Origin of the sequence: Pseudomonas sp. NFPP07 (genome assembly GCF_900115645.1) — a bacterium.
Classification (GTDB): Bacteria; Pseudomonadota; Gammaproteobacteria; order Pseudomonadales; family Pseudomonadaceae; genus Aquipseudomonas; species Aquipseudomonas chlororaphis.
Genome location: NZ_FOXG01000001.1, coordinates 32,301 through 51,305 on the forward strand (window position 1 = coordinate 32,301; position 19,005 = coordinate 51,305).

Below are 19,005 nucleotides of genomic sequence, written 5' to 3' on the forward strand. Positions count from 1 at the left end.
TCTGTAGGAGCGAGCTTGCTCGCGATAGCGCCAGGCCTGACAACGCCGGACTACAACCCTTCCAGCTCCGCCATCAGGTCGCTCAGGCGATCGACCTTCTCCTCGTTGATTTCACTGCTCGCCAGGCCGTCGATGTACTGCGCCAGCTCTTCCACCGTGCTGCACTCGAACATCGCCCGCAGCGGCACGTTGCGTTGCAGGGTCTTCTGCACCCGCGAGGCGATCTGCGTGGCCAGCAGCGAATGCCCGCCCAGCTCGAAGAAGTTGTCCTGCACGCCGACCCGCTCGACCTTGAGCACCTCGGCCCAGATATCGACCAGGGTCTGCTCCAGTTCGCTGCGCGGTGCCAGGTAGTCCTGGCTGTGCAGCTGGCCGATCTCCAGGGCCGGCAGGGCCTTGCGGTCGAGCTTGCCGTTGGCGTTGAGCGGCTGGCGCTCCAGCCACAGCCAGTGCAGCGGCACCATGTATTCCGGCAGCTCGGCGCGCAGGCGTTGCTTGATGCGCTCCAGGCGCTCCGTCGGGTTCAGCGCCGAGTCGCTGGCAACCAAGTACCCCACCAGATGCTTACCGTTGACGCCTTCCTGCACCCCGACCGCCGCTTCGCGGACTTCCGGCTGTTCGTGCAGGCGGGCTTCGATTTCCCCCAGCTCGATGCGGTAGCCACGGATCTTCACCTGATGGTCGATCCGCCCGACGTACTCCAGCACGCCATCGGCGCGGCGCCGTGCCAGGTCGCCGGTGCGGTACAGGCGTTCGCCCGGGGCACCGAACGGATGCGGCACGAACACCTGCGCGGTGCGCAGCGGATCGCCGACATAACCACGGCCGACCCCGGTACCGGCGACGCACAGCTCGCCCACCGCGCCCAGCGGCACCAGCTCCAGCGCGCCATCCATCAGGTACAGGCGGTTGTTGTCGGTCGGCGTACCGATCGGCAGGTAGCTGCCACGGGTCGAGGCCATGTCGACGCGGTAGAAGGCCACGTCATCCGAGCACTCGGCCGGGCCGTAGGCGTTGACCAGGCCGATCTGCGGGTAACGCAGCAACCATTGGTGCGCCAGCTCCGGCGGCATCGCCTCGCCGGTCGGTAGCATCCAGCGCAGGCCATCGAGGTCGATGGACTCCTGGGCGAGCATGCCCTGGATCAGCGACGGCACGCTTTCCAGCACGCTGATGCGCTGTGCCTGCACATGGGCGAGCAAGCCTTGCGGATCATGGGCGATGGCGTTCGGCACGATGTCCACCCGCGCGCCGAACAGCGGCGCGGCGAGGAACTGCCAGACCGAAATGTCGAAGCTCTGCGACGCGGTCTGGGCGATCACATCGGTTTCGCTCAATTGCAGGTACGGCACCTTGCTCAGCTGGTTGTTGAGCATGCCGCGCTGCTCGACCATCACGCCCTTGGGCAGGCCGGTGGAGCCCGAGGTGTAGATCACATAGGCCAGGTTGTCCGGGCCGCTGTAGATCCCCGGGTTGTCCTGCGAATGATCGGCCGCTTGCACCTCTTCCCACACCAGCAAACGTGGTCGGTTGGCGCAAGCGAACTCGTCGAGCAAGGCTCGCGCCTGTTCCTGGCAGGCCGCGGTACACACCAGCAACGGCGTGCGGCTCAGCTCGATGATCCGCCCCAGGCGCTGGCCCGGCAGGCCCGGGTCCAGCGGCAGGTAGCCAGCGCCGGCCTTGAAGCTGCCGATGATCATGCCCAGCAGGTCCAGGCTGCGCTCGGCCAGCAGGGCCACCGGCTGGTCCAGGCCCACGCCGTTGGCGATCAGGGCATGGCCCAGGCGGTTACTGCGCTGGTTCAGTTCGGCATAGCTGTAGTGCAAGTCCTGGCAACTGGCGGCGATGCGTTGCGGATGCGCCGCCACCTGAGCCTCGAACAGTTCGACGTAGCTGCGCTGCAGCGGGTACTCATGCTCGCTCTGGTTGCAGCCGGCGAGCAGGAAGTCCTGCTCTGCTGCGCCCAGCAGCGGCAGCTCGGCCATGTCGCCATGGAAGCCCTGCACCAGCGCCAGCAGCAGCCGCTTGAACTCGCCGAGCATGCGCTCGATGGTCGCCTGCTCGAAGTAGCGCTGGTCGTAGGACAGGTGCAGCCCCAGGTCATCCCCCGGGTAGCACACCGCGGTCAGCGGGAAGTTGGTGTGGGTGCGGCCGGAATCCGAGGTGGCATTCAGGCTTTGCGCGCGGTCCAGCACCGAGACTTCCACCGGCGCGTTCTCGAACACGAACAGGCTGTCGAACAGCGGCTGGCCCTTGGGCAGCTCGCTGTTTTCCTGGATCGCCACCAACGGCAGGTATTCGTACTCGCGCAGCTCCATGTTGCGTTCCAGCAGGCTGCCGAGCCATTGACGCACGCTCAGGCGCTGGCCGTCTTCGGGCAGCTGCACCCGCAGCGCGATGCTGTTGATGAACAGGCCGACGGTGCGCTGCATCTCGGGCATTTGCACCGGACGCCCGGCCACGGTGACGCCGAACAGCATGTCACGCTCGCCGCTCAGGCGCCGCAGGACCAGGGCCCAGGCCGCCTGGGCGAAGGTGTTGACGGTCAGCTGATGCTGCTGCGCCAACTCACGCAATTGCGCGCCGTCGCGGGCATCGAGACGGGTGTAGCAGTCACCGACGATCATGCCGCCGCTATCGCCGGCGTGTTCGCGCAGGAACGGCCGGTCGCTCGGAATCGGCGTGGTGCGCTCGAAGCCTTGCAGGTTGTTTTTCCACCACTGGCGCGCCTCGGCCAGGCTCTGGCGTTGCAGCCAGCCGATGTAGTCGCGGTAGCGTGGCGGCACGCTGAGCTGGGCTTCGCGACCTTCGCCCAGGGCGGTGTAGATCTCGAAGAAGTCGTTCATCAAGAGCGAACGGCACCAGGCATCGATCAGGATGTGGTGGTTGCTCATCATGAACCAGTAGCGCGCAGCCCCCACGCGGATCAGCCGCAGGTGGAACGGCGCCTGGCTGAGCAGATCGAAACCGGCCTCGCGCTCGCTTTTCAGCAGCGCCTGCAACTTCGGTTCCTGCTCGTCTTGCGCGACAGCGCTCCAGTCGAGGAACTCGATCGGCGTGCCGCCCGGCTTGTGGATAACCTGCAGCATGTCTTCGCCGACGTTCCAGCAGAAGGACGCGCGCAGGGCTTCGTGACGGGCCACCACCGCCTGCCAGGCCTGGGCGAAACGCGCCGGGTCCAGCTCGCTGTCGATGCGGTAGCGGTCCTGCATGTAGTACAGGCCGGTGCCCGGCTCCAGCAGGGTGTGCAGCAGCATGCCCTCCTGCATCGGAGTCAGCGGGTAGACGTCCTCGATGGCGCTGGCCGCTACCGGCAGCGCGTCCAGTTGCGCCTGGGTCAGGCGCGCCAGGGGGAAGTCCGATGGCGTCAGGCCGCCGGCATCATCCTCCAGACAATGGCCGATCAGGCTGTGCAGTTCGCCGAGGTAGGCCTGGGCCAGCGCGTCGATGTTCTGCACATCGAAACGCTCGCCGCTGAAGGTCCAGCGCAGCACCAGCTCGCCGGCGTAGACCTGGCTGTCGATGCTCAGCTCGTTGGGCAGCGGCGCTTCCGGCGAATGGGCGGCGCCCACCGGCTCGTCCAGCGGACGGAACAGCGCGTCGCTGGCAAAGCTCTGGTCGAACTGCCCCAGGTAGTTGAAGGTGACCGGCGCTTGCGGCAAGGCCGCCATGCCCTGCTGGATCGCCGCGTCGGCCAGGTAGCGCAGCACGCCATAACCCAGGCCTTTATGCGGCACGGCGCGCAACTGCTCCTTGATCGCCTTGATCGAGGCGCCCTGCCCGGCCGCCGCTTCGACGGCCAGCGGGGTCAGGCGCAGCGGGTAAGCGCTGGTGAACCAGCCGACCGTGCGGGTCAGGTCGATCTCGTCGAACAGGGTTTCGCGGCCATGGCCTTCCAGTTGGATCAGCGCCGAAGCCTCGCCGGTCCAGCGGCACAGCACGCGGGCCAGGGCCGTCAGCAGCAGGTCGTTGACCTGGGTGCGGTAGGCACTCGGCGCCTGTTGCAGCAGCTGCCGGGTGCGCTCGGCATCCAGCCTCACGCTGACGGTCCGGGCATGCTTGTTCTGCCGCCCGCCCTGGGCGTGCTGCACCGGCAGCGTCGCCGCCGGGCCAGCCAATTGGTCCTGCCACCAGCTCAACTCTTCGCGCAGCGACTCGCTGCCGGCATAGGCCTGCAGGCGTGACGCCCAATCGCGCAAGGCGCTGGTTTTCGCCGGCAGGCGCGGCGTTTGCTGAGTTTCAAGCTGGCGGTAGAGGTTTTGCAGATCCTCCAGCAGCACCCGCCAGGACACGCCGTCGACCACCAGGTGGTGGATGGCGATAAACAGGCGTTGCTGCGCATCCGGACCGTCCACCAACAGCGCGCGCAACAGCGGTCCGTTGGCTAGGTCGAGGCTACGCTGCGCCTCGGCGAACAGCGCCGGGCATTGCTCCATGGAAGCCACGCGCAGCTGCATCAGCAGTGGCGCCTCGGACAGCGGCTGGTGCTCGGCCCGCCATTGGCCGTCGGCCTGGGTGAAGCGCAGGCGCAGGGCGTCATGCTGGGCCAACACCGCGTGCAACGCTTGCTCCAGCAACTGCCCGTCGAGCACTTGGGTCGGCGCCAGCAGCAGGGCCTGGTTCCAGTGCTGACGCTCGGGGATCGCGCTGTCGAAGAACCAGTGCTGGATCGGCGTCAGGCCCGACTCGCCGCTGAGCAGGCCTTGCTCGGCGACGATCCGCTCGCTGCGGCTGGCCACCGCGGCCAGGGTTTGCACGGTCTGATGCTGGAACAGGTCCCGCGGGCTGAAATGAATGCCCAGCTGACGGGCGCGGCTGACCACCTGGATCGACAGGATCGAGTCGCCGCCCAGTTCGAAGAAGTTGTCGTGCAGGCCGACCTGCCGCAGGTTCAGCACGTCGCACCAGACCTGGGCCAGGGTCTGCTCCAGCTCGTTGCTCGGCGCCACGTACTGCTGGCGGTTGAGTTCCAGGTCCGGGGCCGGCAAGGCGCGGCGGTCGAGCTTGCCGTTGGCGGTCAGCGGCATGCTCGCCAGCAGGATCAGGTGGGTAGGCACCATGTAATCCGGCAGATGGATTTTCAGCTGCGCCTTGATCGCCTCGCGCAGGGCCGCCTGTTGCGCGTCGCCCTGCTCGGCAACGTCGCTGACTAGATAGCCGGCCAGCTGTTTGCCGCCCGGCATGTCCAGGGCCAGCACCACCGCTTCGCGTACCGCGTCATGTTCCAGCAGGCGGTTTTCGATTTCCCCCAGCTCGATACGGAAGCCACGAATCTTCACCTGATGGTCGACCCGACCGATGTATTCCACCTGGCCGTCGGCGCACTGGCGCACCAGATCGCCGGTGCGATACAGGCGCCCGCCAGTGGTGCTGAACGGGTCGGCCACGAAGCGCTCGGCGCTCATGCCCGGACGCTGGTGGTAACCCTGGGCCAGGCCGGCCCCGCCGACATACAGCTCACCGGTGGCGCCTTGCGGCAGAAGGGCCAGATCGGCGTCGAGGATATAGGCCACGCGCTCACCGACCACCGTGCCGATCGGTACGCTGCCGGCGCCCTCTTCCAGTTGTTCCGGCGCCAGGCTGGCCAGCGGCATGACCACGGTTTCGGTCGGGCCGTAGGCGTTGAAGAACAGACTCGGCTTGAACGCCGCGCGAATACGGCTCAGGTGTTCGCCGGTCAGCGCCTCGCCGCCGGTGATGCACATGCGCACCGGCAGGGTCTGGCCCTGGGTCGCCAGCCACTGCGCCAGCTGGCTGCCGTAGCTCGGGGTAAAACCGAGGATGTTGATACGGTGCTCACGGATCAGCTGGCAGATCTCTTGCGCATCCCACTGCCCTTGCGCCCGCAGCACCACCTGGGCGCCGCTGAGCAGCGGCACCAGCAGACGCTCGGTGGCGGCGTCGAAGTTGATGGAATAGAAGTGCAGCTCGCAGTCGTCCGCACGCATGCCGAAGCGCTCGATCACCGCGCGACAATGCATGGCGATCTCGCCATGGGACACCACCACGCCCTTGGGCTTGCCGGTGGAGCCCGAGGTGTAGATCAGGTACGCCTGGTGCTGCGGCAGGCTGATAAAGGGCAGCTCGCTGGCTGGATAGTTGGCCAGTTGCGCGCCGTCCTCTTCCAGGCACCAGCGCGCCACGCTGGCTGGCAACTCACCCAAAGCCTGGAACATCGCCGCATCGCTGAGCAGCAAACCGATACCACTGTCTTCGATCATGTAGTGCAGGCGGTCCAGCGGGTATTCCGGGTCCAGCGGCACGTAGGCGCCGCCAGCCTTGAGAATCGCCAGCAGGCCGATGACCATTTCCAGCGAGCGCTCCAGGGCCAGGCCGACCCGCACCTGCGGGCCGACGCCACGCTCACGGAGCATCCAGGCCAGGCGGTTGGCGCGGCTGTCGAGCTCGGCGTAGCTCAGGGTCTGCCCGGCGAACGTCAGGGCCGGCGCGTCCGGGCGCAGCAGCGCCTGCTCGCTGAACAAGTGATGGATGCACTGGTCCAGGCGATGTTCGCCGGGCTCGACACCCAGGCTGTCCAGCAGCTGCTGTTGTTCGACGCGGTCGAGCAGCGGCAATTCGCTCAAGCGCTGCTCGGGGCTCTCGATCAAGGCCGCGATCAAGGCCTCCAGCAGGTTGCGCCAGTGCGCCGCCATGCGCGCGATGCGCGGTTCGTCGAACAGGTCGGTGCTGTAGGTCAGGCAGCAACCCAGGCGATGATCGAGGTCGGTGACTTCCAGGTTGAGGTCGAACTTGGTGGCCCGCGCATCGTTGGCCAGGTATTCCACGGTCATGCCGGCCAGGCTGCGGCTCTGCTGGAACTCCCAGCGCTGGACATTGCACATCACCTGGAACAGCGGGTTGTAGGCAGCGCTGCGCGGCGGTTGCAGGGCTTCCACCAGGTGGTCGAACGGCAGGTCCTGATGGGATTGGCCTTCGATCACGGTATGCCGCACCTGCTCGAAAAGCTCGCCGACGCTCATCTGCCCGTCGAGCTGGCAACGCAGCACCTGGGTGTTGAGGAAAGCGCCGATCAGCCCCTCGCTTTCCGGGCGGATGCGGTTGGCCACCGGCGCACCGATGCGCAGGTCGGTCTGGCCGCTGTAGCGATAGAGCAGCACGGCCAAAGTGGCGGTCATGGTCATGAACAGGGTCAGGCCATGTTCGGCGTTGAAGCGCCGCACCCGTGCCGCCAGCTCGTCGCTCAGGTCGAAGCGGTACAACTCACCGCGGTGGCTCTGCACCGGCGGCCGCGGCCGGTCGCCCGGCAGTTCCAGCAGCGGATGTTCGTTGCCCAGTTGCACAGTCCAGTAATCCAGCTGGCGCTGACGCTCGCCGGACTCCAGCCACTGGCGCTGCCAGACGCTGTAGTCCAGGTACTGCACCGGCAGCGGTTCCAGCGGCGAGTCGCGGTCGTCGATAAAGGCTTCGTATAACGCGCTCAGCTCACGGGCGAAGATGTCCATCGCCCAGCCTTCGGTGACGATGTGGTGCAGGGTCAGCACGAAGTAGTGCTCATGCTCCGCCGCCTTGACCAGGCAGGCGCGCAGCAGCGGACCGGTCTCCAGGTCGAACGGCCGGTGCGCCTCGCTGTCGGCCAGCTGTTGCAGGCGTTGCTCGCGGGCCGTTGCATCCAGCATGGAGAAATCCTTCCAGCCCATGCGCACGCCGGTTTCCCCGTGCACCCGTTGTTGGGCCACGCCGTCGACGCTAGGGAAGGTGGTGCGCAGGGTTTCGTGACGCAGGATCAGCGCCTGCAGCGCCGCCTCGAAACGCCCGACATCCAGCACGCCCGTAAAGCGCGCCATGCCGCCGACGTTGTAGGCCGGGCTGTCCGGCTCCATCTGCCAGAGGAACCACATGCGCTGCTGGGAATAGGACAGTGGTACCGGCTGGCTGCGATCGACCTTGGCGATCGGCGGCTGCTGGTTGCGCTTGCCGGCTTCCTGGATCAACCGCACCTGCTCGGCGAAGTCGCCCAGCTCGCTGGCTTCGAACAGGGTCCGCAGCGGTAACTCGACGTCGCAGGCCTGGCGGGTCCGGGAAATGATCTGCGTGGCCAGCAGCGAGTGGCCGCCCAGGGCAAAGAAATCATCGCGCAAGCCAATGCGCTGCTGCCCCAGCACCTCGCGCCAGATCGCCGCGATCTGCTGTTGCAACTCAGTGACGGGTTCGACGTGTTCGCGCACCTGCCATTGCGGTTCCGGCAAGGCGCGGCGGTCGAGCTTGCCGCTCGGGCTCAGAGGCATGGCCGAAAGAAGCATCAGTTGCGCCGGCACCATGTACTCCGGCAGCTCACTGGCCAGGGCGGTTTTCAGGCGCGCGGTCTGCGCCCCCTCCTCTTCCCCATCCGCGCTGGCGGTGTAATAACCGATCAGCTGCGCACCGGCCGCGGTCTCGCGCACCAGGACCGCCGCCTGGACCACGCCCTCCTGGGCCAGCAGGCGCGCTTCGATTTCCTGGGGTTCGACGCGAAAGCCGCGCAGCTTGACCTGCTGATCGAGACGCCCGAGGTATTCCAGCGCGCCATCGGCCGCCCAGCGCACCCGGTCGCCGGTGCGGTACAGGCGCGCGCCGTCGCTGCTCAGCGGGTCGACGACAAAACGTTCGGCGCTCAGCCCCGGGCGCCCCAGGTAACCGCGGGCCAGGCCGATCCCGGCAATGCACAGCTCGCCCGGCACGCCTATCGGCACCGGGTTGAGGTCGGCGTCCAGCACCCGGCAGATCACGTTGCCCAGCGGACGGCCGATGGGCGAACGCTGGCCATCGACACTGCGGCAATGCCAATGGGTAACGTTGATCGCGGTTTCGGTCGGGCCGTAACGGTTATGCAGTTGAGCGTTCGGCAATTGCTCCAGCACCCGGTCGCGTAATTCGGCCGGCAAGGCTTCGCCACCGGAGAACACCCGGCGCAGGCTGCTGCATCCGGCGCTCAACGGCTCATCGACGAATAGCTGCAACAGCGGCGGCACGAAGTGCAGCGTGGTCACGCCGTATTGCTGCACCAACTGGGCGATGCGATGCGGGTCGCGGTGTTCGCCCGGCGCGGCCAGCAGCAGGCGGCAGCCGGTGATCAGCGGCCAGAAGCACTCCCACACCGACACGTCGAAGCTGATCGGCGCCTTTTGCATCAGCACATCGCTGGCGTCCAGGCGGTAGCTGTTCTGCATCCACTGCAAGCGTTCGCTCAGGGCCGCGTGGGTGTTGCCCACGCCCTTGGGCTGCCCGGTGGAGCCGGAGGTGTAGATCACATAGGCCAGGTTGTCGCCGTGCAGGTGCAGGCCCGGCGCATGGCTCGGCCAGCTGTCGAGCTTGGGGCTGTCCATGGCGATGGCGCTGACGCCGGCGGCCTGGGGCAGGCGCTCGAGCAGCTGGGTCTGGGTCAGCAGCAGCTCGACCCCACTGTCGGCCAGCATGTAGGCCAGGCGCTCGGCCGGGTAGTCCGGGTCCAGCGGCACATAGGCGCCGCCGGCCTTGACGATCGCCAGCAGGCCGATCAACAGCTGCGGCGAACGCTCGGCGGCGATGGCCACGCAGACATCCGGGCCGACCCCTTTGTCGCGCAGGTAATGGGCCAGGCGGTTGGCCTGGGCATGCAGCTCGGCGAAGCTCAGCTCGCCGCCCTGCCACACCAGTGCGGTGCGTTCCGGGGTCTGCTGCAGTTGTGCCTCGAGCAGCTCGGGCAGCCATTGGCTGGCCGCCGCGCACGGGGCTTCGCTCCACTGTTGCTGCTGCGCCTGCTCGCAGGGGTTGAGCAGCGGCAAATCGGCGATGGCGGTTTGCGGACGCGCGCAGGCTTCGCGCAGCAGGCTGACGTAATGCTCGGCCAGGCGCTCGACGGTCGTGGCCTCGAACAGCTCGGCGGCGTAGTCGAAGGACAGGCTCAGGCGGCCGTTGCGATCTTCTTCACTGTGCAGTTGCAGGTCGAACTTGGCCTCGCGGCTGTGCCACGGCAACTCCTCGGCCAGCAGCCCGGGCAGCCGGCGCAGGGCGCCGAGGTCGCGCTGCTGGTGGTTGAACATGACCTGGAACAGCCCCTGTTCGCGGGCCTGGGGGAAGGCTTCGAGCAGTTGCTCGAACGGCAGGTCCTGATGGGCCTGGGCCTGCAGCGCGGCCTGGCGGGTCTGCGCCAACAGATCAACGAACGGCAGGCGCCCGTCCACCTCGGCGCGCAGCACCAGGGTGTTGATGAAGAAACCGATCAGGCCCTGGGTTTCCAAGCGCGGACGGTTGGCGTTGGGCACGCCGATACGGATGTCGCGCTGGCCGCTGTAGCGATGCAGCAGGCTCTGGAACGCCGTGAGCAACAGCATGAAAGGTGTGGATTCATGGGCCTGGGCGGTCTGGCGAATGGCGTCGCTCAGGCTCGCGCCCAGGCGCAGGCTGTGCCGCGCGGCGCTGTGTTGCCGTTGCGCCGAACGCGGGTGGTCGGTGGCCAGCCCCAGGCTCGGGTGCTCGTCGCCCAACTGCTGCTTCCAGTAGGCCAATTGCCGTTCGCCTTCGCCCTGGGCCAGCCACTGGCGCTGCCAGCTGCCGTAGTCGGCGTACTGCAACGGCAGCGGCGCCAGGCTCGTCGCCTGGCCTTGCGAGGCGGCGGCATAGAGGCGCGAGAACTCGTCGATCAGCACATTCAGCGACCAGCCGTCGGCGATGATGTGGTGCAGGGTCACCAGCAGTTGGTGCTCTTCGTCATCGAGGCGCACCAGGGTCACCCGGAGCAGCGGGCCTTGTTCCAGGTCGAACCGGGTACGGGCTTCCTCCTCGCGGATCTGTTGCGCCCGCGCTTCGCGCTCGGCCGCCGGCAGGTCACTGAGGTCGATCACCTGCAGGTTGAATTCGCTGGCGGCTTCGACCTGTTGCAGCGCCTGGCCGTCGCGCTCGAAAAAGCGCGTGCGCAGGGATTCGTGGCGTTCGATCAGTTGCTGGAAGCTGGCGCGCAGGGCGTCTTCGTCCAGCTCGCCACGCAGGCGCAGGCCGCCGGGAATGTTGTAGGCGCTGCTGTGCGGGTCGAGCTGCCAGGTGATCCACAGGCGGTTCTGCGCCAGGGATTGAGGCAGCGCCTCGGCACGCGACAAGGCATTGATCGCGCCCTGGGCCAGGCCGCCGTCCTGTTGCAACTGAGCGACCTGCGTGGCGAAGGCGCCAAGGGTCGGCGCCTCGAACAGCAGGCGCAGGTTCAGCTCCAGGCCGAGTGCTTCACGCAGGCGCGCGACGACCTGGGTCGCGGCGATGGAGTTGCCGCCCAACAGGAAGAAGTGATCGTCGCTCGCTACTTGCTCGACTTGCAGCTGTTCGCGCCAGATGCGGCCGATCAGCTCTTGCAGTTCGCTGGTCGCTTCGCCGCTGGCCTCGCCGGCCACAGCTTGGCGACTAGGAAACTGGGCGTAACTGTCGAGGCTGCCATCGGCCAGGCGGTTGCGGCAGGCCGAACGTTGCAGCTTGCCGCTGGACGTCTTGGGCAAGGCGCCGGGATTGAGCAGGACCACCACGCTCGGCGCTTGCTGACAGGCCTCGGCCACGGTCTGGCGAATCAGCTTGATCAGCGCGTCCGGCGTGAGGATCTTCTGCACGCTGCGGCTGATTTCCGCGGCGATACCGATGCCTTCCTCGCCCTGCTCGGTGACGGCGAACGCCGCGACCCGACCCTTGCGCACCACCTCGACTTCACGCTCGATGGTCTGCTCGATGTCCTGTGGATAAAGGTTGTGCCCACGCACGATCAGCATGTCTTTCAAGCGGCCGGTAATGAACAGCTCGCCATCGCGCATGAAACCCAGATCGCCGGTGCGCAGCCAGGTCCGGCCGGCATGCTCGACGAAGGTCTTGGCCGTGGCCTCGGGGTTGCGCCAGTAACCATGGGCGATGCTCGGGCCGGCGGCCCAGACTTCACCGACCCGGTTCTCTTCCAGCTCGACCTGGGTGTTCGGCTCGACGATCAGCACCGCGTGCTCGGGCTGGCTGGTGCCGCAGCTCATCATGGCGTTGCCGGTGCCCGGCTCGGCGCGGTTCTGCGCCAGGGCCTGCTCGTCCAGGCGCAGGGCCGGGATGCCCTGGCCACGGGTGCCGCCGGCGACAAACAGGGTGGCTTCGGCCAGGCCATAAGAAGCGAAGAAGTTGTTCGGGGTGAAACCGCAGGCGGCGAACTTCTCGGCGAAGCGCTCCAGGGTGTCCAGGCGGATCGGCTCGGACCCGGAATAGGCCACGCGCCAGCGGCTGAGGTCCAGGCGCTCCAGGGCCGACTCGCTGACCCGCTCGCTGCACAGGCGGTAGGCGAAGTCCGGGCCGCCGCTGATGGTGCCGCCGTATTCGCTGATCGCCTCCAGCCAGCGCAACGGTCGGCCGAGGAAATACGCCGGCGACATCAATACACAGGGCACACCGCTGAAGATCGGTTGCAGCAGGCCGCCGATCAGGCCCATGTCGTGGTACAGCGGCAGCCAGCTGACGATCACGTCGTCGGGGTTGAGATCGATGCCGAAGCCGCGGCGGATCAGCAGTTCGTTGGCCACCAGGTTGCCGTGGCTGACCTGCACGCCCTTGGGCAAGGCGGTGGAACCCGAGGTGTATTGCAGGAAGGCGATGTCGTCGCCGCGCAGTTCGGTGGCGGTCCAGCCTTCGGCCAGGCTCGCCGCCAGGGTATCCACGCAGAGCAGTTGCGGCGCGTCGACACCTTGCAGCTCGTCCATCTGCGCCAGGGAGTCGCGCAGCCCGCTGCTGGTCAGCAGCAGCCGCGGCTCGGCGTCGGCGATGATCGAGATCAGCCGCTCCTGGTGATGGCGTCGGCTCGACTCCGGCGGATAGGCCGGCACCGCGATGACGCCGGCATACAGGCAGGCGAAAAAGGCCGCGACATAGTCCGGGCCGCTGGGGAACAGCAGCACCGCGCGATCGCCCAAGCCGGCATTGGCCTGCAGCGCCGCGGCGATGGTCCGGGCACGCAAATCCAGGTCGCGATAACTGAGGACCACGCTCTGATCCTGCTCTTCGGCAAGGAAGCGCAAGGCCACTTGATCGGGGGTCTGAGCCGCCCGGCGTTGAAGGGCTTGAGCCAGAGTGCTGGGGAGTTCGAACGCGTCCATCATGGGGTTTCCTGCGCGGATTGTGCTTGCACGTAGAGCCGCGGGAAAAAGCCGCGGCCGTTACATAAACCTTTGAAAAATAAAGGCCCCTGCCCTCGGAATGGGACATCTGGAGAGCGCTGTGGCGGGATGTTCCACCCGGAACCTTTCTCCAATGAGAACGGATGGCGTCTTGAAATAATTAGTCCGCACTCTGCCCTCGAACCCCTTCACAAAGTGCGACAACGAGCCGCAGTTCTCACTCTGCACCAAAGATGCTCATTAATTCTCTTTCTCAATTGACAATCATTATCATTAAGAATAATTTGTCGCTCGATGTGTAAGACGAATCTGAAATTTCTGTCGTCCTACTAACCCTTTTGCAGCAAGGTGATTTCCATGACGGAACAAGTATCCACAAGCAGGTGCGATTCACCGCTACTCCAGGCCTTCGTCGACAACCGCCTGATCTTGGTCAAGATCGCGGCGCGTATTACCGGCTGTCGTTCCCGTGCCGAAGACGTGGTGCAAGACGCGTTCTTCCGGCTGCAATCGGCGCCGCAGATCACCTCGTCGTTCAAGGCGCAGTTGAGCTATCTGTTCCAGATCGTGCGCAACCTGGCGATCGACCACTATCGCAAGCAGGCGCTGGAGCAGAAGTATTCGGGCACTGAAGAAGAGGGTCTGAATGTGGTCGTGCAGGGAGCGTCGCCGGAAACCTCACACATCAATTTCTCGACCCTGGAACACATTGCCGACGCGTTGACAGAGCTGCCCAGCCGCACCCGCTATGCGTTCGAGATGTATCGCCTGCATGGGGTGCCGCAAAAGGACATCGCCAAGGAACTCGGGGTCTCGCCGACCCTGGTGAACTTCATGATTCGCGATGCGCTGGTGCATTGCCGCAAAGTCTCGGGCAACCGCGCCGACACCTACGCCCGTCACTGATCCGCGCCACACGCTACTCCCGCACCTGATCGCGATAGCCACCGTCAGCCACGGCGCTACCGCGAACAGGAACGCTCCCGCCAGATTTTCTCGACCGCCTGATGCCGTCCGACACCCCGCCCCTGCGCCAGAATCAGTAGGGCGGCGCGCTTGTGGGAAAAATCGAAGGCTCTCCCACAATGCAGGCAACGCTCCTGCTGCTCGAGCCTCTGGCCAGCGTCCTCGGCCAGCCATTCGCGCGGCCCGTGGTCGAGGCATAACGAATGCACCAGGGTCGATAACCAACCGGCCATCCACTCGTCACGCCATCCTTCTTGCCCACGCAAGGCTTGCAGCACCTCGCTGCCCGCCGGTGGCAGTGGCGTGCCAGGCCCGCGACCGGCACCGCTGGTTTCAATACCGGCCAGGCGCAGCGGTTGCAGGCCAGCGGGATCGGCGGCGCAACGGCAGGGATCGGCAACGGCCACAGCGGACAGCGTATCGAGAGAGGACATGGCACGGACTCAGCGTCATCAGTGTTCAACCAAGTGACGTGAGCCGCACAGGGAAATTTAGGCAAGCCGCCTTGGGGGCGGCTTCATTTGGCCGGTGGCATGACCACGATGCGGTAGGGATCGAAGATCTTCAGCAATTCACCGCTGTCGCGCAGGCGCCCCAGCAACTTGGCGAAGTTTTCGCCGCTGATCGGCGCCATGGGGCGAATCAGCGCGTAGTGGTGGTAGACCTGATCGATCCGATCGGAGGCGAACAATTGCTGCGCCGTGTCGGCATTGTGCGAAAGGAAATCACTGAGGTAAGAACGGGTCACCAGCGCAATGTCGGCACGACCGCGCAGCACCATCAGCAGGTTGCTGTCGTGGGAATAGGTCAGGGTCGCGTTGTAGGTGTCGGCCAGGTACTTGGGGTCGGCATTGAAGTTGGCGAACGCGTAGTGGTAACCGCTGAACAGGGCCAGGCGCTTGCCCTTGAGGTCGGCGAAATACTCCTGGCCGCGGCCGGGCTCGCGCTGGGCGGTGAAGATTTCGGCATCTTCCAGGCCCATGTCGACGCTGGTGTGGGGAATGTTCTGCCAGCCCCAGGCCGGGTTCTCGAAAATCGCCATGTCGACGCGGCCCTGCTCGAAATCGCGAAAACGCCGGGGAATCGAGGTCGGCACCAGTACGAATTGGTAGTCGCTCTGCAACGCGTTCAAGGCGTCCACCAGTTGCGGCAGCAGCCCAGTGTCGGCGCCCTGCTCGGGACGCACGGTATAAGGGGGAAAATGCGCCGCCCCCACGCGTACCAACTGCGCAGCGCAGGCCGGAAAAACCGTCAGGGTGGCCAGGCCCCACACCAGCACTCGCAAAGCCGTCCGCATTGGCGAAGACATCAAGGCAACTCACCTCAAGATAAAGAAACAGAGCAATGCCATTAAAGCTAGGCGGTTTCCCTGGCTTCAACAACTTTCCACTGAAGAATTAATTACTTGCAGGAGGCCTACGGCTCCTTGAGCACCAGGGTCAGCGCTTCCTCGGCCAGTTGCTCGAGGGTCATGCTGCCCTCGGCGCGAAACCAGGTGGTGGTCCAGGACAGCGCCCCGGTGAGAAAACGCCGGGTAATGAACACATCGCCCTTGATAAAGCCGGCCTCCTTGGCCTCGCCCAGCACCTGCAACCAGATCCGCTCATAAATGTCGCGCAGCGCCAGGACGTCGGCCTGGCCCTGGGCCGACAACGAGCGCCATTCGTAGACCAGCACCGCCATGGCCTCGCCGCTGCCGCCCATGATCGATTGCAGCTCGCAGCGGATCAGCGCCAGCACCCGCTCGCGCACGCTGCCGGCTTCGGCCAGTTCGGCGCGCATCAGGGCGGTGTTGTAGTGGATGGTTTCCTCCATCACCGCGCGCAGGATGTCATCCTTGCTCTTGAAGTGATGAAAGATGCTGCCGGACTGGATGCCCACCGCGCCGGCCAGGTCGCGCACCGTGGTGCGCTCGTAGCCTTTGTTGCGAAACAGGTGAGCCGCGGTTTGCAGCAGCTTGCCGCGGGCGCTGTCCGGGTCGGTCAGTTGCCCGTTGGCGACCAGCTGGCGCATCACCAGCAAGGCTTTTTGCTCGTCCACGGCCTCTCTCCTACATTCGCTCGATCGTTATGCGGCGCAGCCCCCTGAAACAGGGAGCTTGCGCGCGCAATTTAAGCCCGCGGGGAAGACCAAGCAAGCGCTTGGGAATAAGATATTTCCGACATTTACAAACCAAGCGCTTGCTTGGTAGTCTCGATCCAGTTCTGTCATCGCGTCTTTTTATCGAGTCTTTTATCGAGAGCCCCCAGCCATGACCAAGACCCTCCGCATCGGTTGTGCCAGCGCCTTCTGGGGCGACACCTCGAGCGCCGCCGCGCAACTGGTGCAGGGTGGCCGCCTGGATTACCTGGTGTTCGACTACCTGGCCGAGATCACCCTGTCGATCATGGCCGGCGCGCGAATGAAGGACCCTACTGCCGGCTACGCCACGGATTTCGTCGAGGTCTTGAGCCCGCTGCTGGGCGAGATCGCCCGGCAGGAGATCCGGGTCATCAGCAACGCCGGCGGGATCAACCCGCAGGCCTGTGCCGCGGCCCTGCAAGCAGCCTGCGACCAGGCCGGCGTGGCCCTGAAAATCGCCGTGCTGCTGGGCGACGACCTGCAACCCCGCTTCAAGCAACTGAGCGGCAGCGGCATTCATGAGATGTTCAGCGGTGCGCCGCTGCCGCCGATGTGCGTGTCCACCAACGCCTACCTCGGCGCTCCCGGGATAGTCGAAGCCCTGAAGCTCGGCGCCGACATCGTCATCACCGGCCGCGGGGTCGACAGCGCGGTGGTCAGCGCGGCGCTGGTGCATGAATTCGGCTGGTCCTGGCACGACTACGACAAACTGGCCCAGGCCGCCCTCGCCGGGCACATCATCGAATGCGGCGCGCAGTGCACCGGCGGCAACTTCACCGACTGGCGCGACGTGCCGGACTACGAACACATCGGCTTTCCCATCGTCGAAGTCAGCGCCGATGGCCAGTTCGTGGTCAGCAAGCCCGAAGGTTCCGGTGGCCTGGTCACACCGCTGACTGTCGGCGAACAACTGCTCTATGAGATCGGCGACCCACGGGCCTATCTGCTGCCGGACGTGGTCTGCGACTTCACCCAGGTCAAGCTGCGCCAACAGGGCAAGAATGCGGTCAGCGTGCATGGCGCCAAGGGCCTGCCGCCGACCGGCCAGTACAAGGTCAGCGCCACTTACCCGGACGGTTTCCGCTGCACCGCCAGTTGCCTGATCGCCGGTATCGACGCGGTGGCCAAGGCGCGCCGGGTCAGCCAGGCGATCATCGACAAGACTACGCAAATGTTCGGCCAACGCGGCTGGGCGCCCTACAGCGAAGTCAATATCGAACTGCTCGGCAGCGAAGCCACCTATGGCCCCCACGGCCAGCGCCAGGACAGCCGCGAAGTGGTGATCAAGCTCGCCGTGCGCCATCCGGACAAACGCGCGCTGGTGCTGTTTTCCCGGGAGATCGCCCAGGCCGCCACCGGCATGGCCCCGGGCCTGACCGGCATCGTCGGCGGCCGGCCCACGGTCTATCCGCTGATCCGCCTGTTCTCGTTCCTGATCGACAAAAACGCCTGCACCCTGGAAGTCGAGATGGCTGGCCAGCGCCACCGGGTCGAGCTGCCCGAGCTCGACAGCCTCGACGCCAGCGCCCTGCCCGCGCCCCATGCCGTGGCCAGCCCCGTGGGCCGCGCCGATGCCAGCGTGGCGCTGGTCAAGCTGGCGGTGGCGCGCTCCGGCGACAAGGGCAACCACAGCAATATCGGGGTCATGGCCCGCGCGCCCGAATACCTGCCGTGGATCGCCGAGGCCCTGACACCCGCCGTCGTGGTGGACTGGATGAGCCATGTGCTGGACCCGGTGCATGGCCGGGTCCAGCGCTGGTACCTGCCGGGCACCCACAGCCTGAATTTCCTGCTGGAGAACGCCCTCGGTGGCGGCGGTGTCGCCAGCCTGCGCATCGACCCGCAAGGCAAGGCCTTCGCCCAGCAGTTGCTGGAAATCCAGATCCCGGTGCCACAGAGCATCGCCGACGCCGTCAACTGAAGGAGGCTTTTCGTGGGCTACGACTCGATTTTCAAACCCGACCTGTTCGCCGGCCAGACCATCGTCGTCACCGGTGGCGGCAGCGGCATCGGGCGCTGCACCGCCCATGAACTGGCGGCCCTTGGCGCCCGTGTGCTGCTGGTGGGGCGCAAGGCGGACAAGCTGCACAAGGTGGCCGCGGAGATCGCCGAAGACGGCGGCCAGGCCAGCGGGCATGCCTGCGATATCCGCGACGAGGACGCGGTCAAGGCCCTGGTCAGCGAACTGATCCGTGACCACGGGCCGCTGCATGGCCTGGTCAACAACGCCGGCGGGCAGTACCCCTCGCCCCTGGCCTCAATCAATCAGAAAGGTTTTGAAACCGTGCTGCGCACCAACCTGGTGGGCGGTTTTCTCATGGCCCGGGAAGTCTTCAACCAGTCCATGAGCAAGCACGGCGGCAGCATCGTCAACATGCTCGCCGACATGTGGGGCGGCATGCCCGGCATGGGCCACTCCGGCGCCGCCCGTTCGGGAATGGACAATTTCACCAAGACCGCCGCGTTCGAATGGGGCCATGCCGGGGTGCGGGTCAACGCCGTGGCGCCGGGCTGGATTGCCTCCAGCGGCATGGACACCTACGAAGGCGCGTTCAAGGCGGTGATCCCGACCCTGCGCGAACACGTGCCGCTCAAGCGCATCGGCACCGAGTCGGAAGTCAGCGCCGCCATCGTCTTCCTGCTCAGCCCGGCGGCAGCCTTCATCAGCGGCAGCACCTTGCGCATCGACGGTGCCGCCAGCCTCGGCAGCCGTGCCTGGCCGCTGCACAAGGCGTCCCACAGCGAGTCCTACAACGGCTTCCACCGCGCCTACCTGCCGGACGTGCTCAAGGACGAGCCACTCAAGGACGGGAAATAAGCC

General features: G+C 66.1%; 7 protein-coding genes. 3 read left to right on the top strand and 4 right to left on the bottom strand.

Translation table 11 applies throughout. From position 1 onward, the window contains the following. Window positions 1–50 precede the first annotated feature (50 nt). The gene (locus tag BM019_RS00180) at window positions 51–13,079 is read right to left on the bottom strand and encodes a non-ribosomal peptide synthetase (protein WP_092417349.1); all 13,029 of its coding nucleotides are present in this window, start codon (window positions 13,077–13,079) and stop codon (window positions 51–53) included. 375 nt (window positions 13,080–13,454) lie between these two features. Between BM019_RS00180 and BM019_RS00185 the strand changes: the two genes are divergently transcribed. After that, on the top strand, window positions 13,455–14,003 hold the full coding sequence (locus tag BM019_RS00185; RefSeq protein ID WP_007922891.1) for an RNA polymerase factor sigma-70: 549 nt from the start codon (window positions 13,455–13,457) through the stop codon (window positions 14,001–14,003). Between the two features lie 56 nt (window positions 14,004–14,059). Here the strand turns inward: BM019_RS00185 and BM019_RS00190 are convergent, their stop codons facing one another. The 3 genes from BM019_RS00190 to BM019_RS00200 all read right to left on the bottom strand — a co-directional run bounded on the left by BM019_RS00190 (window position 14,060) and on the right by BM019_RS00200 (window position 16,103). Beyond that, on the bottom strand, window positions 14,060–14,497 hold the full coding sequence (locus BM019_RS00190; RefSeq protein ID WP_062825110.1) for a hypothetical protein: 438 nt from the start codon (window positions 14,495–14,497) through the stop codon (window positions 14,060–14,062). An 83-nt stretch (window positions 14,498–14,580) separates the two neighbouring features. Further along, a complete protein-coding gene (locus tag BM019_RS00195) occupies window positions 14,581–15,372 on the bottom strand; it encodes a substrate-binding periplasmic protein (RefSeq protein ID WP_009044909.1) in 792 nt (263 codons plus the stop codon). Between the two features lie 107 nt (window positions 15,373–15,479). Continuing rightward, complete coding sequence (locus BM019_RS00200) at window positions 15,480–16,103, bottom strand: TetR/AcrR family transcriptional regulator (protein WP_009044910.1); 624 nt, start codon at window positions 16,101–16,103, stop codon at window positions 15,480–15,482. Window positions 16,104–16,314: 211 nt separating this feature from the next. Here BM019_RS00200 and BM019_RS00205 point away from each other — a divergent pair, with 211 nt between their 5' ends. Together BM019_RS00205 and BM019_RS00210 are read left to right on the top strand one after the other, a co-directional pair. After that, window positions 16,315–18,105: an acyclic terpene utilization AtuA family protein gene (locus BM019_RS00205; protein ID WP_092417350.1), complete on the top strand. Its 1,791-nt coding sequence runs from the start codon at window positions 16,315–16,317 to the stop codon at window positions 18,103–18,105. Window positions 18,106–18,117: 12 nt separating this feature from the next. Continuing rightward, complete coding sequence (locus tag BM019_RS00210) at window positions 18,118–19,002, top strand: SDR family oxidoreductase (RefSeq protein ID WP_062825107.1); 885 nt, start codon at window positions 18,118–18,120, stop codon at window positions 19,000–19,002. Window positions 19,003–19,005 lie beyond the last annotated feature (3 nt).

Bases quoted from the DNA above. Each gene is read 5' to 3' on its own strand.
- BM019_RS00180 (WP_092417349.1), bottom strand. From the start codon at position 13,079: ATGATGGACGCGTTCGAACTCCCCAGCACTCTGGCTCAAGCCCTTCAA.
- BM019_RS00185 (WP_007922891.1), top strand. From the start codon at position 13,455: ATGACGGAACAAGTATCCACAAGCAGGTGCGATTCACCGCTACTCCAG.
- BM019_RS00190 (WP_062825110.1), bottom strand. From the start codon at position 14,497: ATGTCCTCTCTCGATACGCTGTCCGCTGTGGCCGTTGCCGATCCCTGC.
- BM019_RS00195 (WP_009044909.1), bottom strand. From the start codon at position 15,372: ATGTCTTCGCCAATGCGGACGGCTTTGCGAGTGCTGGTGTGGGGCCTG.
- BM019_RS00205 (WP_092417350.1), top strand. From the start codon at position 16,315: ATGACCAAGACCCTCCGCATCGGTTGTGCCAGCGCCTTCTGGGGCGAC.